This window comes from Enterococcus sp. S53 (assembly GCF_016516865.1).
In the GTDB taxonomy this organism is placed as follows: domain Bacteria; phylum Bacillota; class Bacilli; order Lactobacillales; family Enterococcaceae; genus Enterococcus_D; species Enterococcus_D innesii.
Map to the genome: position 1 here is coordinate 75,554 of NZ_JACVUH010000006.1, position 22,667 is coordinate 98,220.

The 22,667-nt window shown below is 43.9% G+C and carries 19 protein-coding genes and 1 pseudogene; 3 read left to right on the forward strand and 17 right to left on the reverse strand.

Features of this window, described 5'->3' with window-relative positions; all coding sequences use genetic code 11:
* Window positions 1-34: 34 nt before the first annotated feature.
* The 6 genes and pseudogenes from IAE45_RS09630 to IAE45_RS09655 form a co-directional block, all read right to left on the reverse strand.
* Entirely contained in the window at window positions 35-307 is a 273-nt protein-coding gene (locus IAE45_RS09630) for a GNAT family N-acetyltransferase (RefSeq protein ID WP_010747845.1), read from the reverse strand.
* Window positions 295-573 carry a (4Fe-4S)-binding protein gene (locus IAE45_RS09635; protein WP_015509363.1) on the reverse strand — a complete coding sequence of 93 codons (279 nt, stop codon included), beginning with the start codon at window positions 571-573 and terminating at the stop codon, window positions 295-297. The genes IAE45_RS09630 and IAE45_RS09635 overlap by 13 nt, the downstream gene beginning before the upstream one ends.
* A 191-nt stretch (window positions 574-764) precedes the next feature.
* On the reverse strand, window positions 765-2,957 hold the full coding sequence (locus IAE45_RS09640) for an alpha-galactosidase (protein WP_200126283.1): 2,193 nt from the start codon (window positions 2,955-2,957) through the stop codon (window positions 765-767).
* 40 nt (window positions 2,958-2,997) lie between these two features.
* Window positions 2,998-3,813 (reverse strand): annotated as a pseudogene (locus IAE45_RS09645) (carbohydrate ABC transporter permease); the annotation flags it as partial.
* A 2-nt stretch (window positions 3,814-3,815) separates the two neighbouring features.
* A complete protein-coding gene (locus tag IAE45_RS09650) occupies window positions 3,816-4,691 on the reverse strand; it encodes a carbohydrate ABC transporter permease (protein WP_200126285.1) in 876 nt (291 codons plus the stop codon).
* A 61-nt stretch (window positions 4,692-4,752) separates the two neighbouring features.
* Window positions 4,753-6,042, reverse strand: a complete 1,290-nt coding sequence (locus tag IAE45_RS09655) for an ABC transporter substrate-binding protein (RefSeq protein ID WP_016608159.1) — start codon at window positions 6,040-6,042, stop codon at window positions 4,753-4,755.
* Window positions 6,043-6,210: 168 nt separating this feature from the next.
* Here IAE45_RS09655 and IAE45_RS09660 point away from each other — a divergent pair, with 168 nt between their 5' ends.
* Window positions 6,211-7,734, forward strand: coding sequence for a response regulator transcription factor (locus IAE45_RS09660; protein ID WP_200126287.1), 1,524 nt, complete (start codon window positions 6,211-6,213; stop codon window positions 7,732-7,734).
* On the forward strand, window positions 7,731-9,434 hold the full coding sequence (locus tag IAE45_RS09665; protein ID WP_200126289.1) for a sensor histidine kinase: 1,704 nt from the start codon (window positions 7,731-7,733) through the stop codon (window positions 9,432-9,434). The genes IAE45_RS09660 and IAE45_RS09665 overlap by 4 nt, the downstream gene beginning before the upstream one ends.
* Before the next feature lie 106 nt (window positions 9,435-9,540).
* Here IAE45_RS09665 and IAE45_RS09670 read toward each other — a convergent pair whose 3' ends face one another.
* The 10 genes from IAE45_RS09670 to IAE45_RS09710 all read right to left on the reverse strand — a co-directional run bounded on the left by IAE45_RS09670 (window position 9,541) and on the right by IAE45_RS09710 (window position 20,213).
* Entirely contained in the window at window positions 9,541-10,968 is a 1,428-nt protein-coding gene (locus tag IAE45_RS09670) for a 6-phospho-beta-glucosidase (protein ID WP_200126291.1), read from the reverse strand.
* Between the two features lie 16 nt (window positions 10,969-10,984).
* Window positions 10,985-12,856, reverse strand: coding sequence for a beta-glucoside-specific PTS transporter subunit IIABC (locus IAE45_RS09675; RefSeq protein ID WP_200126293.1), 1,872 nt, complete (start codon window positions 12,854-12,856; stop codon window positions 10,985-10,987).
* Window positions 12,857-12,970: 114 nt separating this feature from the next.
* Entirely contained in the window at window positions 12,971-13,807 is an 837-nt protein-coding gene (gene licT / locus IAE45_RS09680) for a BglG family transcription antiterminator LicT (RefSeq protein ID WP_010747835.1), read from the reverse strand.
* Window positions 13,808-14,034: 227 nt separating this feature from the next.
* Complete coding sequence (locus IAE45_RS09685; protein ID WP_010747834.1) at window positions 14,035-15,081, reverse strand: hypothetical protein; 1,047 nt, start codon at window positions 15,079-15,081, stop codon at window positions 14,035-14,037.
* 241 nt (window positions 15,082-15,322) lie between these two features.
* The gene (locus tag IAE45_RS18895; protein WP_325123419.1) at window positions 15,323-15,610 is read right to left on the reverse strand and encodes an ABC transporter permease subunit; all 288 of its coding nucleotides are present in this window, start codon (window positions 15,608-15,610) and stop codon (window positions 15,323-15,325) included.
* A gap of 3 nt (window positions 15,611-15,613) precedes the next feature.
* Window positions 15,614-16,138 carry a carbohydrate ABC transporter permease gene (locus tag IAE45_RS18900; RefSeq protein ID WP_233619002.1) on the reverse strand — a complete coding sequence of 175 codons (525 nt, stop codon included), beginning with the start codon at window positions 16,136-16,138 and terminating at the stop codon, window positions 15,614-15,616.
* A gap of 21 nt (window positions 16,139-16,159) precedes the next feature.
* Entirely contained in the window at window positions 16,160-17,044 is an 885-nt protein-coding gene (locus IAE45_RS09695; RefSeq protein WP_200126295.1) for a carbohydrate ABC transporter permease, read from the reverse strand.
* A 30-nt stretch (window positions 17,045-17,074) separates the two neighbouring features.
* Window positions 17,075-18,385 carry an ABC transporter substrate-binding protein gene (locus IAE45_RS09700; RefSeq protein ID WP_200126297.1) on the reverse strand — a complete coding sequence of 437 codons (1,311 nt, stop codon included), beginning with the start codon at window positions 18,383-18,385 and terminating at the stop codon, window positions 17,075-17,077.
* A 171-nt stretch (window positions 18,386-18,556) separates the two neighbouring features.
* Window positions 18,557-19,669, reverse strand: a complete 1,113-nt coding sequence (locus IAE45_RS09705; protein ID WP_086373150.1) for an NADH-dependent flavin oxidoreductase — start codon at window positions 19,667-19,669, stop codon at window positions 18,557-18,559.
* Window positions 19,670-19,841: 172 nt separating this feature from the next.
* The gene (locus tag IAE45_RS09710) at window positions 19,842-20,213 is read right to left on the reverse strand and encodes a MarR family winged helix-turn-helix transcriptional regulator (RefSeq protein WP_010747832.1); all 372 of its coding nucleotides are present in this window, start codon (window positions 20,211-20,213) and stop codon (window positions 19,842-19,844) included.
* 320 nt (window positions 20,214-20,533) lie between these two features.
* On the opposite strand from IAE45_RS09710, the gene IAE45_RS09715 reads away from it, so the two are divergent.
* Complete coding sequence (locus tag IAE45_RS09715) at window positions 20,534-21,193, forward strand: hypothetical protein (RefSeq protein WP_200126299.1); 660 nt, start codon at window positions 20,534-20,536, stop codon at window positions 21,191-21,193.
* A 44-nt stretch (window positions 21,194-21,237) separates the two neighbouring features.
* Here the strand turns inward: IAE45_RS09715 and IAE45_RS09720 are convergent, their stop codons facing one another.
* Entirely contained in the window at window positions 21,238-22,614 is a 1,377-nt protein-coding gene (locus tag IAE45_RS09720) for a TrkH family potassium uptake protein (RefSeq protein ID WP_034868417.1), read from the reverse strand.
* Between the last annotated feature and the right edge of the window lie 53 nt (window positions 22,615-22,667).

The following is a 22,667-nucleotide window of genomic DNA, read 5'->3' on the forward strand; positions in this document are numbered from 1 at the left end:
GGTACCTGCTTGAGCTGACGGGGGTCTTTTTTATTTATTGGTTCCAAACATCAGCATATTCTGGCTTGCGTTCAAATTCTTTTTTGGCAAAAGGACACAATGGAATGATTTTCTTTTGTTCTTTGCGGGCTTTTTCCACCCCTTTTGCCACTAATTTTTCGGCCAGACCTTGGCCCCGATAAGCGGGATCGACAAAGGTATGGTCAATGATCAAGCGCGTTTCGCCCGCTTCCGACCACGTCATTTCACCGATTTCTTTGTCGCCGTCTTTTAACACAAATCGAGTGTTTTCTTCTAAGATTTCCATGGTTCTTCCTCCTTTAATATGTACTTTAATGCACCGCTGGGGCAAGTGTGAATCACTTGTGCCGCTTGCGCTGCTTCCCCGTTATCAGGAATCACCCATGGGCGCCGTCCAACTTCAAAAATAGCGGGATTGCCCCGCACACAGTTGCCGCTGTGGGTGCAGATCTCTTTGTTGTAATAAATATCGATCGCTTCGCCACGATACTTCCGATATCCTGCAGCAATCAACCCTGCTTCTGTTTCCTTGCCTAGTGGCTGTTCGTCCATGTTGAACACCCTCCTCTTATTGATTGTCAGAAGCAAACTGCCTGCCTCCTCCTTCATCATACGACTTCTCGAGAAAAAAATAAATCATTTGTTCAAAAATAACCTCTCAGTTGCCGATCATTAGCCAAAAGCTTGCGGCAGCACAATAAAGCGTCCCGTCAAAACATGTTGCTTTGACGGGACGCTGATTTTCATTCGTGAGGCGCTTTTGCAACAAAATGAAACCGCTGCGTGGCGTAATCCCCTGCTAAATGAGGATCGATATATAACCCGAGCTGCATCAATTCATCGCCACCGAAGGTCTCTTCCCCACTTTGATAGGTAAGGTCAGGATCTAAGCCAGCCAGTTTTAAAGTAACCAATGGTGCAGAGGCTTCGGCTAAGACTCGGAAGTAAAAGACGATCGCTTCTTTTTTATCTGGGGAAACGTACAGCCAGGCGGTGTCATTGCCTTCATAAGGGCTGAGCAGTCGAACAAAGCGACCCAACTGCAGCAGGCGCCGATGTTTTTTATAAAAAGCGATTTGTTCTTTGATCTGCGCTTTTTCTTCTTGTGTCAGCTGTGTCAAGTCAAGCTCATAGCCCAACAAGCCAGACATTGCAGCATTGCCACGAATCGCTAGATCCGTTGCCCGTTGGGTCTGATGGTTCGGGATCGCTGAGACATGGGCACCCATGGTGGATGGCGGATAGACCAGACTGGTTCCGTATTGGATCTTCAGGCGGGCGATGGCATCGGTGTTGTCGCTGGTCCAAATCTGCGGCATATAATACAAGAAGCCAGCATCAAAGCGCCCACCGCCACCAGAACAGCCTTCAAACAGGATCGTTGGATAGGCAGTGGTCAGTTTTTCCAGAAATTCATACAAGCCCAGCAGATAGCGATGTGCGACTTCCCCTTGCTGGGCAGGATCGAGGAGCAAGGAATAGACATCCGACAGACTGCGGTTCATGTCCCATTTGATATAGTCGATGGCAACCGTATCAAACAGTTGGGTTAACTGGTGATAGAGATGGTCTCTGACATCTTGCCGAGAAAAGTCCAACACATACTGACTGCGGCTAAGCGCTGGTTTGCGATTGGGTACTTGTAACAGCCAATCAGGGTGCTGTCGGTTTAGTTCACTGTCACCAGAAATCATTTCTGGTTCCAGCCAAAGCCCGAATTGCAGCCCTTTGTCATGGACTTTTTGGGCAAATCCTGCCAAGCCAGAAGCCAGCTTGCCTTCGTTTTCAAACCAATCGCCTAATGAGGTTTGGTCATCTTCTCGCTGACCAAACCAGCCGTCATCCAAAACAAACAGTTCGATTCCCAGCTCCTTGGCTTCATCAACGAGGGCATCTAGCTTTTCTTCATTGAAATCAAAGTACGTTGCTTCCCAGTTATTGATCAGGATCGGCCGTTCTTGCTTTTTGTATTTGCCCCGAATCAAATGCTCGTCATAAAAATCATGATAGGTGGCTGACAGCTGATTCAAGCCAGTCTCACTATAAGCAATCACGGCTTCTGGGGCTTGAAAGCTTTCAGTTGGCGGCAATTGCCAGGCAAATTGATGACTGTTGATCCCCATGATCACACGGGTTTGTTGGTAAGGATCTTTTTCGATGATGGTTTCATGATTGCCGCTATATAGCAAGCTAAAACCAAAACACTCCCCAGCAAACTCCGTAGCATTAGGTTCCAGCAAGACGGCAAAGGGATTTTGCTGATGGCTGCTGGAACCCCGCTTGCTGTCTAAACGCTTGATGCCGCGATGGATGGGTTCTCGGGTAATTTGGCGTTCCTTCGCCCACGCCCCTGGCAAGTGGATCAAATCAAAGGGCCGGTTAGGAAAATCCAGGGATTGACTCGCCAGCTGTTCGATGGTAACAGGCTGGATTCCGTGATTGATTATTTTACTTGAGCGGACGATCACTGCCGCCTCCTCAAAAATCGTGTAAAACAGCTGCAGCTCGAGTCCCGCCACATCATCTTTTAAGAACAGAATCAGTGTTTCGATGCCGTCGTCGGCCCCATGGGTCTGAGGCAATCCTGCTAAGGCTGGTTTGCCTTGCTGAATCTGGTAATCACTAAAGACAAAATGGCTGACTCGGCTACCGTCAGACTGGCGAATCGTGTAGGCAGCTTCTCGAAAGTCCCCGAAGCCATTACCAGGAAACTCCAGCATCGAGGTGTCTAATGAGAAAAGCCGATCGCTACTGTCTGGGGGATTGGGTGAAAACGAGCGATCAAGGCGTGGGTAGCGATAGCCACCAGAATAATGGGCGATTTTTTTCCCAAAATAAAGGTGCGCCACATTGCCCCCTTCCTCTATCTGTAAGAGATAGCTGATTTGATCGTTGCTTAAATGAAAGACGTTTAATTGTTTGTCAAAAAGAATCATATCGTACCCTCTACTTTGTATTTGTTTGCTGATGCCCCGCTTATTTCACGGAACCCAGCATCCCTTGGACAAATTGTTTTTGTAAAACGAAGAAAATGATGGCCGTCGGCAGTGTGGCGATCACGATGCCGCACATCATCATGCCATAATCAGGTGTATAAGAAGCACCCATTGCTGAAAGAACCAGTGGAACGGTCCGTTTGTCTGGTGATTGCAGGGCAACTAATGGCCATAAATAATTGTTCCAGCTGCCCATAAACGTAATGATTGCAGCAGCTGCGTAGGTATTTTTAGCCGTAGGCATGTAAACTCTAAAGAAAATACTCAGTTCATTCAAGCCATCGATCCGAGCAGCTTCGACTAATTCTCTAGGGAATGCCTTGATGTTTTGGCGGAAAAAGAAAATCAAAAAGGCGGTACAGACTGAGGGCAAAATCACGACAGCGAAGGTATTGATTCCGATCGGTGTGCCGCTAAGCTTGCTGAACATCCGATAGAGGGGGATCATTAGCGCGGCAAAAGGCACCATCATCGACAGCAGGAGAATATTAAAGATGCGGTCTTTGGTTTTCGTCCGATAGATCTCAAAGCCATACCCTGCCATGGAGGAGAACAACAGCGCAAAGACGGTCGTAATCACGGCAATCACTGCGGAATTGCCTAATGCTCGAGTAAAATTCAAATCAGAAGAAAAGAGATTTTGGAAGTTGATCACCAATTGATCCCCAATCATGATTTTTCCAGCAACGATATCAAAGGTTTGATTGGTCATCCCTAGAATCATCCAAACAAATGGAAAAATAGAGATGAAAGCCAAAATCGCCAGAAAGACGTATTTTAAAGTGAGTGAGATTGTTTTCAATTTTCTTTTCCTCCTATTTTCGTTTGGATGATCGATAAAATCACGATCGCAATCACGATAACAAAGGAGACCGCAGCGGCATACCCAAAGTTTGGCGTGAATTTGTAACTCAAATTGTAGATATATTGCGACAAGGTCGTCGTGGCATTGGCTGGTCCACCGCCAGTGATATTTTGAACTTCATCGAATAATTGCAGCGTACCGATCGTTGAGGTGATCGTGGTAAATAAGATGATTGGACGCAAGTTGGGAATCGTGATTTTGAAGAATTGATCCCATTTCGTGGCACCATCGATCTCTGCCGCTTCGTAAATACTTGGATCGATATTTTGCATGCCTGAGATGAAAAAGATCATATTGTAGCCAGTCCAACGCCACGTGATGGCAAAAATGATCAGTACTTTTGCCCAGAAGGGGGCCGTCAACCATTGGATCGGTGCATCGATCAGGTGTAGCTGTGTCAAAAAGTTATTGACTAACCCATTTGCCGAAAAGAGACTTTTCATGATCAAGGAATAAGAAACCAAGGATGTGATACAGGGTAAAAACAAAGCGGTGCGGAACAGCCCTTTAAATTTCAATTTTTTGTCATTCAATATGTTCGATACGATCAGCGCCAAAAAGAGCATGATCGGAACTTGGACTAATAAGTATAAAAACGTATTGCCAAAGGCTTTTTTAAAGGTTGAGTCGCTCAACATCCGCTGATAGTTGCCAAGACCGTTAAAGGTCATCGCTGTCGGTGGTCCTGATTGGAATGACGTGAACAATGCCGAGACCATCGGAATAAAGACCAGCATCGTGATAAAAATGACGGGTAAGGTAATAAAGGCATTGCCGTTTGCAAACCAATTTTTTGTTTTGTTTTTCATTGTAATTCCCCCTTAACACAGAAACTCGCGATCGCTCACGAGTTTCTGCAAAGTTGTTCGATTAGTTTGCAATTTGTGCTTCCACTTGTGATTGTGCTTCTTCTAATACTTTATCAATGTCTTCACCGTTGATCACTCGTTGCAAGCTTTCAGTCAAGACAGATTCAATGGCATAGGTGTGATTGCCGTAGTTCACGGCTGGAATTTCTTGTGACCATTGAGAGAAATCTTGGAAGACTTTTTGACCGCCGTAGAAATCAAGACCCGACGTATATTCTTCCGTTTCTTCTGCAGCATTCATGGTTGAAACCAAACCGATCTCGGTAGCTAGTGTACCCATCAATTCTTTATTTGAAGCAAAGGTATTGGCTAAAAAGTCTTTGGCATTTTCTTCGCCGTCAACCCCTTTGATCACGTACCAGCCTGCTCCGCCGATGCTAGAAGCATTGACTGAATTGCTGTTGCCAGCGATAGATGGGATTGGAGCGATCGCCCATTTGCCGCTTTGGTCTTCCGCGCCTTGAATCGTGCTGGAATACCACGCACCAGTTGGCGCAGAAGCGACATTCCCCGATTGAACGGCATTGACCCCGCCATCCCAATCAGAAACTTGTTCAACTAAGCCTTCATTCAACAATGTTGCTAAGACAGTTAGACCGGCTTTAAAGGATTCATTGTCTTTGATGGTTACGGTGGAGCCATCTTCACCGGTATACCATTCGCCTGCCGATTGCATAATGATTCGTGCCAAGCCAAGATCGCTTGGGTCTAACGACATCATAGCGTGTCCCGTTTTTTCTTTGACGTCTTTGGCGATGCTGATAAAATCATCCCAAGTAATATCTTGGAGATCAGCTTGCTCATAGCCTGCATCGGTCAAATAGTCTGTGCGGTAAAATAGTCCTGCGACGCCACTGTCAAATGGCACCCCATAAATGACATCGTCGACTTTATTGACCGCAAATTTATAGCTGGAGAAATCCTCCTCATTCACGATATCCGTTAGATCACTAAACGCATCTGGATAAGAAGAAAGGTATCCTTGGATGCGGTAGTCTTCGATCAAAACGATATTTGGTAGTCCGTCCGTATTTCCAGATGCCAGACTCGTATTTAATTTTTGAACGATATCATCTTGTGACATCGTCACGACTTCCACATCGACATCTTGATTTTCATATACTTTTTTGGCTTCATTGACTGCCTTGATGTTGAAGGTCTCATCCCATGCCCAGACCGTGACTTTGTTTGAGGACTCGCCAGAATCCCCAGAGCTTGTGTTGCTGTTTCCGCAAGCCGCCAAAGTCAACACTGCAGCCGCCGTTACCATCGATGCAAGTAGTTTTTTCATTTTTATCCCTCTTTCCTTTTATTTACATGGCTAACTATACACTGATTTTGTAACCGTATTCAATGATTATGAAAGAGCTTACTAAATTTGTCCAAAAATAAAAAAAAGTTACAATACCTTTCTTTTTTGAAAGCGTTTATAATAAAGAAGAGATATAGGGGGGATACCATGACTATTTTACGCACGGTCTTAGTCGTTGATGATGAGGCAACGATCCGAGATGGATTGAAACATATGATACGTTGGGAGCAAGAAGGGTTCCGTCTCTTAGGCGATGCAGCGAACGGGCAAGAAGCATTGACGCTGATCCATGAACTGAATCCCGACATCGTGATCACGGATTTGAAAATGCCCCAAATGGACGGTCTTCAACTCACAACGATCATTCAACAACAATATCCAGAAGTCCATTTTTTGGTCTTGAGCAGCTACGATGATTTCCAATACGTCAGTCAGTCTTTTAGAAATGGGGCCGTAGATTATCTTTTAAAACCGACACTGACACCGACACTCTTGTTGAAGACGCTGCACAACATCTCACAAAAGCTGTCACATACAAAAGGCTCCGTGACTGAGGAGACGCAGCTGCAAGAATCGTTGAATCGCTATTTAGCAGGGTATGAAGAACCGTTGGCTCCTTTGGCGGACTACCTTGCATTAGATCAGTCGCAACAGCAAGCCCAAATTTTGACCACCAATTTTAGCGGCTTTCGTGCCAATGATCAGCTGCTGCATGCATTAACGGAATTTACTCAATCACAACCGCAGGTAAAGACGCTCTTTTTTCAAACCAGTAACAAAGATGCCGGCTTAGTGATCAGTTATCCAGAAGGAATGGATGTTTATTCCTCTTTGAAAGAAACGCTGGAACAATTGCGTTTTACCGAGCCAGACGCCTTCTTTACTCTCAGTGTGCCCTTTCAAAAGATTGAACAGTTGCGGGACCATTTTGTGACCCTTAAAGCCAAAAGCCAAGGACAATCGTTTTTTTATAAACGACAACGGTTGGTGCCAGAACAAGAACTCTTTTTGTACATTGAAAGTGATCGCTTTGATACGAAGAAGTTCTTACGGGCTTTGTTAGACAACAACTTTTTATTAGGAATCACCAGAATTGAGGAATATTTTAATGACATGATCTTATCCAATGTCGATCCGACATTCTTAAAACAACAGGCCAGCAGTATTTTTTACACGTTACTGTCCCGCTTGGAAGAAGAATTTCCCACTGCTCCACGCTTTAGCCGCTTAAAAGCCGAATTTTTGCATGCCATCGGTCACGTGCAGTATTTGGAAGATTTTTCTGATTTGTTGTTGGCGACCATTGATGATATTCGTCAACAGCTGACGACCTTATCACCGCTGGATGAAGATGATCTACTCGTTGCGATCCAGCGCTTTATTCAAGACAACTACACCAAAAGTCTGTCTTTGTCTGAACTAGCTGAAACCTTTCATTTTAGTTACACCTATCTTTCGGCTTTTCTTTCTGCGAAACTGAAAATGAGCTTTTCTGAGTATGTAAAGAAAACCCGCTTGGATAAAGCCAAAGAACTACTGACACAATCTGATCTGAATCTATCTGAAATCAGTGAAGCGGTCGGGTATTCGGATATCAGCTATTTTTCTCGCATCTTTAAGAAAGAATGTCAGGTCACCCCATCGAAGTATCGGCGGTTGAATCAATTATGAAAATCAACCAATGGATTCAGAAAAATGAATTATTCAGTCGGATCTTCCTCTTTGTTGTCGTCGGGGTCATTAGTGTTTGTCTGCTAACTGTCGTCGTGATCTATGGTCGCTCGAAAGATGCCTATGTTGCCTCGTACCAGAGTTCCAATCAGCTACTACTGGAAAAAATTCAAGAAGATTATGAGCGTCTGAACGAGAATATCCATCGGATTTTTGATATCGTCGATGAAAGCAAAGCCGTTGAAACATACTTAGAAGGCGACATGAATCAAGGCCGTACGATTTTAGAATTAAACGAACAATTAAAAGACACCCGCTCTTTGTTTCAAGACATCCCCTCGAATTTAGTGTTGATTGGGGTCAACGGGGGCACTTTCTTTCAAAACGATGCGGTTCGCAATCAATCAGTAGATGATTTTCTCGCCAGTGCCTTTATCCAGCAGATCAATGACAATGACGCCATCAGTCAGTATTATTTCTTAGATCAAGGCTTGAGCACCTCCACCAGCGACTCCCCTGGCTTGATGTACGTGCGCAAATTGATGAAAGAAGAAACGATTTTCGGCTATGCCCTGATTTTCTTAAAAGAATCCGATTTTTCTTCGATCTATCGTCAACTCTTAGATACCAGTCTTCACTCGATCTATATCGTCAATGAACAAAATCAAATTCTTTCCACTTCTGATCCGAGCCTTTTAGGCAAGCCGTTTGAAAATCGTCTCGTCACGGTCAAAAGAGATACTAGCATCAATCAGCTGCCCCTTTATTCGTATCATTTTACTTTTTACGATGTTTTGGATGAATCGCATCTAGTACGCAATATGAATCTGATCAAGCCAGCTCTTTTGATTTCTGTCGTCAGTATTTTACTCTTTAGTCTGCTGGCATTTTGGATCATCCGCAATATCACCCAACCGATTTATCAGCTGATTGCCAAGCTGCCTGCGGTCACACAAGGCGATTTCAGCGACAAGGTTACCATCAACGGGACGTACGAAACGCGAGAATTGGGGCGTGCGTATAACTTGATGCTAGAGGACTTGGAATCTTATGTCGATCATTTAATGGTTACAGAAGCCGAAAAACGCAAGTTCGAGATCCGCTCGTTGCAAATGCAGATCCAACCGCATTTTGTCTACAACACATTGACTGCCATCAAGTTTTTGATCTGGCAAAACGAACAAGAAGCCGCCACCCAAGCGATTGAAAGCTTTGTCCAATTGTTGCGGCACACCTTTAACCGCAAAGAGATCGTCCCCTTAAAGGATGAGCTAGCGATCGTGGAAGAATACCTCGTGTTAATGAACGTACGTTACGGCAATCGCATCCAATCAACGATTTTTTCAGAAGATGGCTGCGAAGATATTCTTGTACCGAAAATGATTTTGCAACCGATTATCGAAAATGCCTACCTGCATGCCTTTCCCGAAGAGGATTCAGGATTGATCCAGATTTTTTCTCGCGTCAGTAAGGAAGGTCTGAAAATTGAGATCATCGATACGGGCATCGGGTTCAATGAAGAGCACCCAACCAGCACCGCCAACCATTTTGAACACTATTCGGGTATTGGCTTGGACAATATTGATCAGCGTATCAAGCTGCTCTATGGGGAGAAATATGGATTGACTGTAGAATCACGCATCAACGAAGGAACCACCGTTCGCTTGCTGCTGCCGATCCAGCGGGAGGAAACAGAGTAATTTTTTTCATTAAAAAAGAAAAGCGCCAACAGAACCAGACAGCTTCCTTGAGCAGTTCTGTTCCGTTGGCGTTTCTTTCCTTAATGATAATCATTAATGAACTGGCTTAAGCCAAATCTTCCCCATTTGAGGCAATCACTTTTTTGTACCAATAAAAAGATTGTTTTTTGCTGCGGACTAATGTGCCATTGCCTTCATTGTCGCGATCGACATAGATATAGCCATAGCGTTTCTTCATTTCTCCGGTTCCTGCAGAAACCAAATCGATACAGCCCCATGAAGTATAGCCCAACAGTTCCACACCGTCTTGGTCAATCGCTTCTTTCATCGCTGCAATATGCGCACGTAAATACTCGATGCGATACACATCATTGATTTTTCCATCTTCGTTTGGTGTATCCACCGCTCCTAGACCATTTTCGACGATGAAAAGCGGTTTTTGGTAACGATCATAAAGATCATTCATCGTGATCCGTAAGCCAAGCGGATCAATCTGCCAGCCCCATTCCGACGCTTCTAAATACGGATTTTTAATGGTCGGGAACAAGTTGCCTTCCGTTTTCTCAACACCGGAATCTTCTGAAGCAGCGACCCGAGAGGCATAGTAAGAAAAGGAAATAAAATCGACGGTATGGGCTTTTAATAAAGCCGTATCTTCGGCGGTTTGTTCCAAAGTGATTCCTTTTTCCGCTAGCATCTTCAAACCATAATTTGGATATTCTCCTCGCGATTGCACATCGATAAAGAAATAGTTGCCGCGATCGCTTTTTTTGCTTTCCCAGACATCTTTCGGATTGCAGCTGTAAGGATAATAACTAGCCGCTGCCAGCATACAGCCTACTTTGTTTTCTGGATCGATCTCGTGGGCGATTTTTGTTGCCAACGCACTAGCGACTAACTCATGATGAGCAGCTTGGTATTTGATTTGTTCTTCATTTTCGCCCTCAGCAAAGGTCAGCCCTGCACCGAGAAACGGGGCATGCAAGATCATATTGATTTCATTAAAGGTCAGCCAGTACTTCACCAATCCTTTGTAGCGAGTGAAGATCGCCCGACAAAGGTTTTCGTAAAAGGCAATCATCTTACGGTTGCGCCAACCGCCATATTCTTTGATCAGATGGATCGGACAGTCAAAATGCGTGATCGTCACCAAAGGTTCGATTTGGTATTTGCGGCATTCTAAAAACAGTTCTTCATAAAAGCGCAAGCCTTCTTCATTAGGGGTTTCTTCGTCGCCCTTCGGAAAAATTCTTGACCAAGCAATCGATAAACGATAGGTTTTAAAGCCCATCTCCGCAAACAAGGCGATATCTTCTTTGAAATGATGGTACATATCGATCGCTTCTTTTGCTGGATAGAAATACCCTTCTTCAAAGGCAAGCATCTCACGCTTGCCGGTAATGACTGCTCGTCGGTCCTTGCCAGTCGGAATCACATCGACATTGGCAAGTCCACGCCCCCCTTGATCAAACCCGCCTTCACATTGATTGGCGGCTGTTGCGCCGCCCCATAAAAAGTTTTCTGTAAATCCCATGTCTTATTCTCCTTTTTTAGCCGATCACTTTGATGATTTGATCACCAAATGTGATCGGACCACTGTTTGCTGTCAAAATGTCGCCCACTTCTGCACTGTTAGTGATAACGATTGGCGTGATCACTGGATAACCTTTTTCTTGGATAAACTCGATATCAAATGTAATCAAAGGATCGCCAACTGTCACTTTTTGTCCTTTTTCTACTTGATAGGCATAGCCTTCGCCATTCAATTGCACTGTATCGATCCCGACGTGAATCAGCAGCTCAATGCCTTCCTCACTGGTCAATCCAATGGCATGTTTGGAATCAAAGACTGCTGTGACAGTCCCGTTGACTGGTGCTAGCACTTCTCCAACGGTTGGCTCGATCGCTACCCCTTGTCCAAGAATTTCTTCTGAAAACATGCCGTCATTGACTGCTTGCAGGCTTTTTAGTTCCCCTTTTAAAGGTGCTTTGATCTCCGCGCCGCTGATTTGATGGGTTGGTTCTTGCTCTTTGTCTGCTGGTGTTGCTTCAGGTGCTTCTTCTGTAACAGGGTCTTTGTATAAGAATAATGTCGCAATAAATGTGACCACGATACTGATTGCCGCACCAATGCAGGCATTGGTCAAATGACGTAAGGTGTCATCGCCGATATAGCTTGGCAAAGTCAATAGGCCCGGTGAACCGCCTGAGAAATTGCGGACACGCATGATTCCCATAAACAGACCCCCAAATCCGCCACCGATCATTGCTGCATACAAAGGTGTTTTAAACCGTAAGTTGACCCCATACAACGCTGGTTCAGTGATGCCGAATAGACCTGTCAGACCTGCAGAAAATGCCAATTGTTTGATCGTAGAATCTTTTGATTTGAAACCAACGCCGATAGCTGCAGCTCCCTGACTGACGTTTGAAGCCAGCATGCCAGGATAGATCACTGTATCATAACCTGTGGTCATTCGGTTGTTGATACCGATAGGAACCAATCCATAGTGGGTACCCGTTGCCACGAACAATGGAGTGAAGGCACCGATCAATAACGGAACGATCCATGGGCTGACCGTTTCTAAGGCTTGGATCCCTGCGGAAATCGCTTCACTGATCATATAGCCTAGAGGACCTAAAGCAACTAATGCTACCGTCCCTACGACGAAGATCGTCAGCAACGGTTTGCTAAAGAATTTGATTGCTTTTGGTGAGACCTTATCAGCAATCGGTTCAACGTAAGACATGAACCAAACACTTAAGATGATGGGGATCACCGATGATGAATAGGTCACTGGTGAAATCGGCAAACCGAACAAATGGATGCCGCCACCTGACTCATTGGCTGCTGTCACCATACCGATGAAGTTGGGATGCAGTAAAATTCCACCCACCATCATCGCCAGATACATGTTGGCTTTGAACTTTTGCGCAGAAGAAGCAGCCAGTAGAATCGGTAAGAAGTAGAACGCAGCATCTGCCATAAAGTTTAGGATTTGGTAACTTTGACTTTCTGCCGTCAAGACATTGAAGACCACCAGCAACGAAAGGACGGCTTTTAACATCCCAGCTGCCGTGATGGCTGGCAAGATCGGGGTGAAGATCCCAGTGATCGTATCGATAATTTTCGCTACACGTCCCCGATCGTCTTCTTCTGTTTCTTGATCACTAGTCAAATTGGTTTGGGCAGTGATTTCGTTGTAGACATTGCCAACATCACTGCCGATGATCACTTGGTACTGTCCGCCTTTGTTGACCACACCCATGATGCCTGGTGTATGTTTTAAGGTACTTTCTTGTGGTTTGCTGTCATCTTTCAAGTTGAAGCGCAAGCGGGTCGCACAATGGGTCAAGCTTTGGATATTTTCTTCCCCACCAACATTGGTGATGATCGTTTTTGCTAACTCTTTGTAATTCATGTCGTTCCTCCTATTTTGGTCCTTCGTTTGCTTTTCGTGTGTCAAACCAAAAAAAAACCTAAACGAACCCCTTGGGAGTTCATTTAGGTATAGCCTGCCAATCCAGTAACAATCCTAAGCACTTGTTATTCGTTTGATGTGTATAGTTAAATAGATCAATTCGTCTTCTTCTAACGGTCTACCGAATTCTTTGTTGATGTAGTCGCTGATTTTCAGCGCACACGCATATTCCTTCATATAGCGGTCTTTCAACATAAAAATAAAACTGCCGGTTCCTGCATCATCGAGCTTTGTTCCGCTGAATAAGCGCTGGACAAAAAATTTCAAATGGGTCACAAAGCGTTCGTAGTTCAATGAATACTCATCAAGCTCCATTGAAAAATGATATTTGACGATGTTTAGGATATGCTGAATGATCTTCGCCATTTCCGATACTTGACTGACCTGCGCCATATCCAACTCCGCATTGACGATGTGCAATGCAATGAAGCCGGCTTCATCTTCTGGCAGCTCGATCGCCAAGCGATTTTTGATGATCGATAACGCTTCTTTGCCAATGAGGTATTCATGGTTATAAAACCGCTTGATTTCCCATAGCAAGGCATTTTTGATTTCCATGCCATTTTGATAGCGCTCGATAGCATAATTGATATGATCGGTCAGCGTCAGAAATAATTTTTCGCTCAATTTTTTCCCAAGGGAAACTTTTGCAAAACTGATGATCTCATTCGCTGCTTGAATATGTTCGATAGGGATAGAAGAAAGTAATTGGGTTAGTTTTGTGACATTCCACTCTTGTGTACTGAGATAGACTTTTTCAATCTTGGTATCGTCGATCACATCGCCTGGCTTTTTCTTAAAGCCTAAGCCTTTGCCCATGACGACCAATTCTTGTTTTTCCTCATTCTCAGAAATCACAATGTTGTTATTGATCACTTTTGTTACGTTCATTTTAACGACCCTATTCTTCTTTAGATTTCTTCACACAAAAAAATAGGTATAGCCCGCCTAAAGCGGTAACAATCCTCAGAGCCAGTGTAGCATGAGAAAAATCACTCGTCAATGGGGATTTTTAACCGCTTGTTTAAAAGCAGAAAACAGCGCTGCTGCCATTTGAGTCTTTGGCAGAACGCTGTTCACTGGTTTATGGCTCACTAACTCTCTTTGTGAGAAGTGAATTAGATACGATTTTCGTGGTCAGCAGTTTTGACTAAGTTTGCTCCCACCAACCCACCGATTGACGTAAGAACGAGACCTAAGACCATTGCCACAAAGCCCCAAATGGATGCTTTGGCTGTTGCATCACTTGCTTCTTCCGCTTTTTGACGAGCGTCTTCCACTGCTTGGTCAATGTCTTGTTTGGCTTGTTCAAGATTTTGTTGTGCATTTTCGATTTGTTTTTGCGCTTCATCAGAAGCATCTTGCAAACCAGTCACAATGTTATTGGTTGCTTCTTCTGCTTCTTGTTGGCTTAAATCAGTATTTTGAGCGACCGCATTTGAAATTGCTTCTTCATCCACTGAATCACCGATCGTTGTAGCACGATCTTGTAATTTGCTTGCTAAATCATCAATGATTTTATCAGCATCATTTGGATTGGTTGCAATGTCTTTGCCGGCATCTTTGATGTCGTTTGTCGCATCAGACAATTGATTTTGCAAATAGTCTGGTTGCAATTCAGGAACATCGGTATCTTGTAAAACATCATTGACGTTCGCTTGTAATTCATCTGTATTGACGTCTTCCATGTTTCCTGTTATTTCATCGAAGGCTTTTGAAGCAACATCGCCAGCACCAGAGGCCACTGTTTCAACACCACTACCGACAGCAGAAGCAACGTTTCCTAGAAGTGAACCGACTACAGAAAAAGCACCGATCGTTAAGTAAGAGAGCATAACCATCATCACGATCATACTTGTTGCCCATGTTAAGAAACCATGAACCAATCCGACACGTCGAGCAGCAACACCAGAAACAAAACCAGCACCGAATAATGCCAAGACGAAGGTAATCACTGTCCAAATCAATAATCCTGTCCCAACACCATCTAATGGGTTATTAGAGGTTGGTTCCACCATACCAAAACCGATTGCTGAGCCAATCATTGACAGTGTCATGAACAATGCGATAAATGTTACAACTCCTGCAAAGATAGACCCCCAAGACAAATTATAGCCTGCCTCCCGCTCATCTGAACCTAAATAATTTCTAAATCCTCTTTTCATCATTACATCCCCTTTTTGTTTTTTTAACCTGAATTAAGTCTAACAACTGATTGTTTTTTTATCAATCAACTCGACTTGCGCTATCTTTTTGTAAGAAAAATGAATGATTCTGAATTGTTTGACTATTTATTAAAATAATGCCTCTCAAGGCAATTGTTTTTTATCTGAGGAAAGCTATTTCATCCCCTACGTCAAGCCTTCCCCAACCTTATGGAAAAGTAGCAAAGCTGGTTATTGATACTTACAGTTTCAAAGAACCGGTCATGCCTTTCACAAAACCTTTTTGCATAAACAAAAACAATACCAACGTTGGGATCGTTGCAATCACGATCGCCAGCATTTGAACGCCATAATTTGGTACGTAACTGGCTGACGATAAATTGGAAATTAGCAATGTCATGGTTTGACGACTTTCCTTTTGCAAAAAGACCAAGGGTAGCAAATAACTGTTCCATGCGTTCATAAAGGCGTAGATGGCAGCGGCAGCATATGTCGAGCGCATCATAGGAAAAACGATTCGGAAAAATATCGTTTACTCTGTTGCCCCCTCGATGCGACTCGCATCTAAAATACCGTCAGGGAAAGACTTGAAGTTCTGGCGAAAAAAGAAAATCAGAAACAGGTTATTGACCAATGGCAAAATGACCGCCACGTGCTGATTGACTAGCTGCATTCCTGCCATCATCTTAAACAAAGGGATCACCAAAGTTGCCAGCGGCACCATCATACATAACAGAAAAACCGCATAAATCCCTTCGCTCGCCCGCGTTCGAAACTTCTCAAATCCAAAGGCAGCCAAAGAAGTGACCAGTAGACTGACGAGGACGGTGATCAATGAAACCTTGATGGAATTCCACATGATCAATGGGATGTCGTAATTGCTGAACAGCACCTGAAAATTGCTTGCTAGCTGATTCCCAAAAGTCAGCTTCCCTTCGGCAACTTGATTGGCGGTATTGGTAGAGCCCACCATCATCCAGTAAAACGGAAAAATCGAAAAAAACGAGACGATCAGTAAAAATCCATATTTTATGCATCCACTTAAAGTAACTTTCATAGCTGCTCCTTTCTATCGCTTTTATTGATTCGTTTTCGCGAGTTTCAACTGGATCACAGATAAAAGAGCGATGATGATCACTAAGACCCACGACAGCGTAGCCGAATACCCAAAATTTGACGTATAGACAAAGGAGTGATTATAGATCAGTTGAGCGACAGTCAACGTCTCATTGGATGGGCCACCACCTGTTAGATTCACCACTTCATCAAAGAGTTGGATCGTCCCAATGGTGGAGGTGATGGTTGTAAAAACGATCACCGGCTTCAGCTGCGGGATCACTACGAAAAAGAACTTTTGAAATCCATTCGCCCCATCGATCGCAGCAGCTTCTAAAGTGTCCTCCGAGATATTTTGCAATCCTGCCAAATAAAAAATCATGTTATAGCCTGTCCAACGCCAGCACAGGGCAATAATAACGGTCAGTTTTGCTAAAAACGGATTATTTAGCCAATCTAGCGGTTGCGTGATCAAGCCAATGTTCAGCAGCCCTTGATTAACGATCCCGCCAATTTGAAACATCATTTTAAATAAAACTGCATAGGAAACCAGCGAGGTGACACAGGGTAGAAACAACGCCAATTTAAAGAAGGAGCGTCCTACAAGCTTCGGCGTGTTCAAAACAAACGCTAGCAGAAGACCCAATAACACCATGATTGGTACTTGAAAGATCAGAAAGATAAAATTATTAAGTAAAGCTTTTTGAAAAATCGTATCCTGCAGCATGCGCAGGTAATTGCCGAAGCCAACAAAAACCGATTGCAGTCCCTGCATACGATGCAGGGAAAGGTATAAGGAATAAACGATGGGATACAGCAAAAAGACACTACTGAATACTAAAGAAAGGCAAATAAATCCCCAGACTTGTTGGTTTTTGGGGCGCTTTTTTCTGATCGTATTTTGCATATTCATCACTCCTTAAGCAACACAAGTCGGCTATTCGCCGACTTGCATCTTGTAGGTGTTTTCTGCTTCCGTCAACATATCATCTAAGGACATGGCACCATCAAAATAGCTTTGCATTCCCCCACGCAAGGCATCCACTGCCGCTTGGGTATTTACCCCGTAATCAACGGCGGGGATGTCCGCCATCCAACTGGAAAAATCTTTATAGATTGAGGCGTCATTAAAGAAAGGATCCTCATATTGATAAGCTTCTCCTTCTTGTGAGGGTAGGTAAGTCCCCACTGCCCCATTTTCTACTAAAATCTCTTGATAGAATTCATCATTCCCAGCAAATTCTTGTTTAAGAAAATCAATGGCCAACGCTTTATTTGGTGAGTCATTGAGCACCAACCAGCTAGAACCACCCAAGTTCGAGTAAGGTGTCGCTCCAGACACTGTCTCTAATTGAGGAAGATTCGTATAGCCCCATTTTCCTTTTTGATCTTCTGCGGAGCGGATCGTCGCTGAAAACCAGATGGCTGAATTGACTGCTGCCACTTCTCCACTCGTCACTGCACCGATCCCTTCTGGCGCAAAATAATCTACTGGTTTTGCCAACTCTTTTTCTTCGATCGTCTTCAGGATCGGCAGCATTTCACGAATAGCAGGATTGTCTTTCAAGAATATGTTTCCGTCTTTATAAAAATACCATAATCCGGCTGACTGCATCGCCATCTGGATATAATGAGTGCCGCGATTTGGAATAAACGCGACGAACCATTTCCCCGTTTTTTCTTTAACTGTCTCACCAATCTCCACAAATTTGGACCAGGTTAGATTGGTAAGTTCACTTTCATCAATCCCCGCTTCACTTAAATAATCTTTGCGGTAGTAGAGTCCAGCAGAACCTGAATCAAAAGGAACCGCATAAACGCCTTCTTGATAGGTCGCATTCGCTACTTTGTAAGGAGCAAATTGGTCAAAGTCAATGTCTTCCGATAATTCTGCAAATTTCCCTTCGTAGTTCAGCAAATAGTTCTGCACGTCATAGTCATCCATCAAAACGATGTCTGGCAAACCTTCGGAGACCCCTGAAGTAAAGGATGAAACCATTTTTTGCTTGGTATCCTCGTTGGACATCTCGACGACATTAAGGTCGATTGCGTCATTGTCCGCATTGTAATATTCCCCGGCTTTTTCCATAATTGGAATATTAAAATTTGTGTCCCAAGCCCAAACAGTTAGCGTATTCTCATCTGTACTGGCAAAATCTTGTGAATCTGCTGTTTCTTGATTTCCTCCACAACCAGCGAACAACACCCCTGTGACAATTACTAGCAAGAACAAGCTACTTTTTTTCATTTTTCTCCCTCCAATATGATTCTCTCCTCATCCCCCGATAGCATAAAAATAAAGTAAGCGCTTACCATTACACCAATTATAAAGAATGATGTTAATAATTGAAAATAATTGGATCGTTCCTCTCGTATTACCAAAAAACCACCTTCGCCCAAGGCAAAGGTGGTTGTCTGCTTATTTTTCTTCATTTAGGCGATCTGGCATCATATTTTCCATAAAACCCCAAACGCCGTTTTGTAATACGAGTTCCTCACGTTCGTAAGTAGAAACCGTGGTGCGGATCAATTCATCTTGACCGTCTAAGACTTTTTGTCCCCAATGAGGATCGATCAACAATGCCCGGCCCACTGCTACAAAGTCTGCATGTTCTAGCAAGCCCGCGGCATCTTTCGATGTTCGGACATCCCCTACACCAATCAAAGGAACCCGCTGAGCGATTTTTTCATAGACATACGCCAACATCGATTTTTCTTGGTACGCTTTTGAAATCGATTTGCGGGTATAATCCGCAAGGGAGATGTGCAGATAGTCTAATCCTTTTTCTGCCAGTTGGTCCACTAAGAACAACGTATCTTCAAAGCGAATCCCTGGTTCTTCGAATTCTTCCGGTGAAAAACGATAACCGACGATAAACTCCTTCACACCTGATTGGTCCACTGTTTCCAATACTTCATCGACGAGCTTCTCAATAAAACGATAACGGTTCTCTAGTGAGCCACCCCATTCATCGGATCGACGATTTGAGTGCGGAGAAAAGAATTGTTGGATCAAATACGTATTGGCTCCGTGGAGTTCTACGCCATCAAACCCCGCCTTGATCGCCCGTTCGGTAGCTTTTTTAAAGTTTTCAATAATCGTTAAAATCTCATCTACTGTGACTTCTCGGGGAACCTGGGCATTTGGTCGTTCGGCAGCAACTGCGCTAGCAGAAATCGGTTGTGTTCCTCGTAGGACCGAGTCATCCGTCATCCGACCGGCATGAAAAATCTGTAAAATAGCTTTGGTCCCATTGGTTTTGATGGTGCTGGCTAATTTACTTAATCCAGGTAAAAAGGCATCGTCGTAAGCGCCTAATTCCCCTTCCCAGCCCTTGCCATCTTCTTGGACATTGGCTGCAGCTGTGATGACTGCTCCGACTTCCCCAGAGCGTAAGCCATAGTAAGCCAACTCATCTTTCGTAATCACCCCATCAAAGAAGGACATCTTGGTCGTCATTGGTGCCATAATGATTCGATTTTTCAACTGCAATCCGCGCTTAAATGTTGCTTTGTCTGTTACATTTCGCATGGGTTTCCCACCTTTTCCATTGGATTCATTTCGCTTTGTAGATCTGACTGGCTTAGTTTTTCAAGGAGATCCTTAAAGCAAATCGGTGCATCTTTTTTCCCTTCATTAAAATATACATGCACATGCATCTATATTACAAAAGAATCAAGGAGAAAACAAGTGAAAAACATCATTAGTCCAGCATTTCCTCCAAGACTTTTTCAAAAACGACTTTTGAACGCTGCAGTTTCTTTTCCCCTGATTGGGTCAAATCAATATAGATCCCCCGCTTATCATCTTGACAAGAATGCCGTTCGATCACACCGCACAGCTTGTCTTCCATGCGCATGATCATACGTGACATCGCACTTTGACTCAGATCAAAATGGGCGATCAAATCATTGAGGCGCATGCTATGATTGGGGGTCTTTTCTAAGTAATAAAGTACGTAATACTCATTCAAAGACAGATTGCTTTCTGCTTTGAGGGCTTGCTCCAAACGAGCTTCGATCGCTTGATGCTGATTCGTAAAGGCTAACCATTGCCCCATCCGTTCTTTTTCCATCCTCTTCACCACCCATTCTTCTATACCAAGGTATTTTAATCTAGATCCCTGTGTTACGCAAGCAGTCAGAAAGCTTCACCAGTATGGCTGACACTTTATTATACAAAATTAGCCAGCTACTGCGGGCGTTCATGAACGTTTTATGATAGAATTGACGAAAAATTCAGCAAAATCTTCCTGTTCTTTCTCAATATTATATACTACAATAGCTTTAACACCAAAGAATATTTAAGCACTATATCAGCAAAATTGTGCATTCCGACACAATAATTTGCTTGTTTTAGATGTTCTAGTATTCTAAGGAAAGGATGAAGCAAACGATGAAAAAAACATTTTCTTTGATTGGGGCACTAACACTCGTCAGTTTGGGGCTTTTGACAGGTTGTAACAGCGAAAAAGATACTGCACAGTCAACCAGCGAGCTAAGCCAGAGTCGTGTGTCTACTGAAAGCAAACAAAGTACGTCGACGCAAACGACTGAAAGCAGCTCCTTAGCGTCAACAACTACTTCAAAAACTTCGACCACAAGCCAGCAATCGACGGACCACTCTGACGCATCGCAAACGACAGCAAGCTCAGTATCCACCAATGAGTTTCCATATGCCGTTGATCTTTCCCAATATGGTCCTTCACTGACTTTTCATTTCCATGGCGTCAATGTTCCAGATGCTGTCACGATTCAAAATACGAGCCCATTGATCATTTCGATCGACGACAGCGCAAGCTATGAAGCACAAGTCGATACGATCGCAACAAAAGAGATTCGCATCTTTTCAGCAAATGACAATGGGATTCGCACCGTAAAAGTGAACACTCAATTGACCTTTGCAAAAGGGATCACTTCCAATGGAAATCCTGATTTTAGCCACAACCTGTACCTATTTACAAATAAGGAGGGTGGTCTATCTTTGATCACACCGAACTATGCGGGAAATGTCAGCGATGACCAACGAGATGTGATGTTAGAAGTACTTCAATAAACGAAAAAACAGGGAAACGAAGCGTGCTTCGTTTCCCTGTTTCGTTACCCGATCATCACGGTTTCATCAGGATATTTGTAGCCAGCTTCTTGTTTGTTGGCTTTTTTCATCAATGAAAAAGCAACGGTCATGATGCCGACTCGACCAATGAACATCAAAAAAATGATCAAAAGTTTGCCAAAAACCGACAAGTAAGGCGTCAACCCCATGGTCAACCCCACCGTTCCAAAAGCGGAAAAAACTTCAAAGGCAATGGTTGGCAACCCAAAGTTTGGGGTTTGCGGCATACTCTCAGTGATCGACAATAAGAAAATCGCTACGAAGCATAACGTCAAGGTAAGGAAGAACAACGTAAAGGCACGCGATACAGCAGATTCTTTGATCGTGCGACCAAAAACTTCCGCTCGACTGCGCCCTTTCAATAAGCTGCGGATCTTGATGATCAAGACCGCAAATGTCGTTGTCTTCAATCCCCCAGCAGTTGATCCAGAGGTCCCACCGATATACATTAAAATCATCGTCAGCATCAAGCCTGCTTGACTCATTTGTCCGTAATCAATACTGAAAAATCCCGCGGTTCTTGGGGTGACTGCTAAGAAGAGGTATTGGAAAAAACGTTCGATGACCGAATCACCCGTGATCAACTGTGAATTGGCTTCGGTCAAAAAGAACCCTGCCGTTCCAAAAACCACCAAAACGATCATAGCGATCCATGCCAAGCGACTATGCAAGGACCGTTTTTTGGACGCCGTATGCAGGAGATCGAACCAAACGAGAAATCCCAGACCACCTGCGATGATCAAGAAACTGACGACCCCCAGAACAAATGGGTCGTTTTGAAACCCTACCATGCTGTTGCCGAACAAATCAAACCCAGCATTACAAAAGGCCGAGATCGCATGAAAAACACTGTACCAAAGGCCTTGCTCCCAACCAAAACGGGGCACGAATGCAAAAGCCAGCAAGATGATCCCACTGACTTGGATCAAAAAGGCGATCCGAATCAGGTACCATGCCAAATGGATCTCTCCAGACATTCGGTCCAGATTCAATGATTCCCGCAAAATCATCCGAGTACTAAGATGGACTCTTTTTCTCGCCAAGATGTAAAAGAAGACGGGAATCGACATGAAGCCGATCCCACCGATCTCAATCAGCATCAGCAAGATCCCTTGGCCCCACAGGTTGTAATGATCGGCTACGGTCAAGGTCGAAAGACCCGTCACGCAAACAGCCGATGTGGCAGTAAACAGCGCATCTAAAAAGTTGGTGCCTTCACCACTTTGGGTGACAGCCGGCAGCATTAGCAAGCCAGTTCCTGCCAATATCAGCAAAACGAAGACCAGTGTGACGATCTGCGGAATCAAAAAGCGTTGCGATGCCAGCTTTTTTTTCAAACGATTTCTTTTTTTCATTTTCATTTCCTTTGACCTTTTGCAAAAACCAATGTCTTAGTAATCCAAGTTTATTGCAT

What these genes read in the sequence shown, in the direction of transcription:
- IAE45_RS09700 (WP_200126297.1), bottom strand. Translation starts at nt 18,385, where the DNA reads ATGAAAAAAAGTAGCTTGTTCTTGCTAGTAATTGTCACAGGGGTGTTG.
- IAE45_RS09710 (WP_010747832.1), bottom strand. Translation starts at nt 20,213, where the DNA reads ATGGAAAAAGAACGGATGGGGCAATGGTTAGCCTTTACGAATCAGCAT.
- IAE45_RS09665 (WP_200126289.1), top strand. Translation starts at nt 7,731, where the DNA reads ATGAAAATCAACCAATGGATTCAGAAAAATGAATTATTCAGTCGGATC.
- IAE45_RS09670 (WP_200126291.1), bottom strand. Translation starts at nt 10,968, where the DNA reads ATGGGATTTACAGAAAACTTTTTATGGGGCGGCGCAACAGCCGCCAAT.
- IAE45_RS09630 (WP_010747845.1), bottom strand. Translation starts at nt 307, where the DNA reads ATGGAAATCTTAGAAGAAAACACTCGATTTGTGTTAAAAGACGGCGAC.
- IAE45_RS09705 (WP_086373150.1), bottom strand. Translation starts at nt 19,669, where the DNA reads ATGCGAAATGTAACAGACAAAGCAACATTTAAGCGCGGATTGCAGTTG.
- IAE45_RS09640 (WP_200126283.1), bottom strand. Translation starts at nt 2,957, where the DNA reads ATGATTCTTTTTGACAAACAATTAAACGTCTTTCATTTAAGCAACGAT.
- IAE45_RS09720 (WP_034868417.1), bottom strand. Translation starts at nt 22,614, where the DNA reads ATGAAAATGAAAAAAAGAAATCGTTTGAAAAAAAAGCTGGCATCGCAA.
- licT (WP_010747835.1), bottom strand. Translation starts at nt 13,807, where the DNA reads ATGAACGTAACAAAAGTGATCAATAACAACATTGTGATTTCTGAGAAT.
- IAE45_RS09635 (WP_015509363.1), bottom strand. Translation starts at nt 573, where the DNA reads ATGGACGAACAGCCACTAGGCAAGGAAACAGAAGCAGGGTTGATTGCT.
- IAE45_RS09660 (WP_200126287.1), top strand. Translation starts at nt 6,211, where the DNA reads ATGACTATTTTACGCACGGTCTTAGTCGTTGATGATGAGGCAACGATC.
- IAE45_RS09695 (WP_200126295.1), bottom strand. Translation starts at nt 17,044, where the DNA reads ATGCAAAATACGATCAGAAAAAAGCGCCCCAAAAACCAACAAGTCTGG.
- IAE45_RS09685 (WP_010747834.1), bottom strand. Translation starts at nt 15,081, where the DNA reads ATGAAAAGAGGATTTAGAAATTATTTAGGTTCAGATGAGCGGGAGGCA.
- IAE45_RS09650 (WP_200126285.1), bottom strand. Translation starts at nt 4,691, where the DNA reads ATGAAAAACAAAACAAAAAATTGGTTTGCAAACGGCAATGCCTTTATT.
- IAE45_RS18900 (WP_233619002.1), bottom strand. Translation starts at nt 16,138, where the DNA reads ATGAAAGTTACTTTAAGTGGATGCATAAAATATGGATTTTTACTGATC.
- IAE45_RS09715 (WP_200126299.1), top strand. Translation starts at nt 20,534, where the DNA reads ATGAAAAAAACATTTTCTTTGATTGGGGCACTAACACTCGTCAGTTTG.
- IAE45_RS09655 (WP_016608159.1), bottom strand. Translation starts at nt 6,042, where the DNA reads ATGAAAAAACTACTTGCATCGATGGTAACGGCGGCTGCAGTGTTGACT.
- IAE45_RS09675 (WP_200126293.1), bottom strand. Translation starts at nt 12,856, where the DNA reads ATGAATTACAAAGAGTTAGCAAAAACGATCATCACCAATGTTGGTGGG.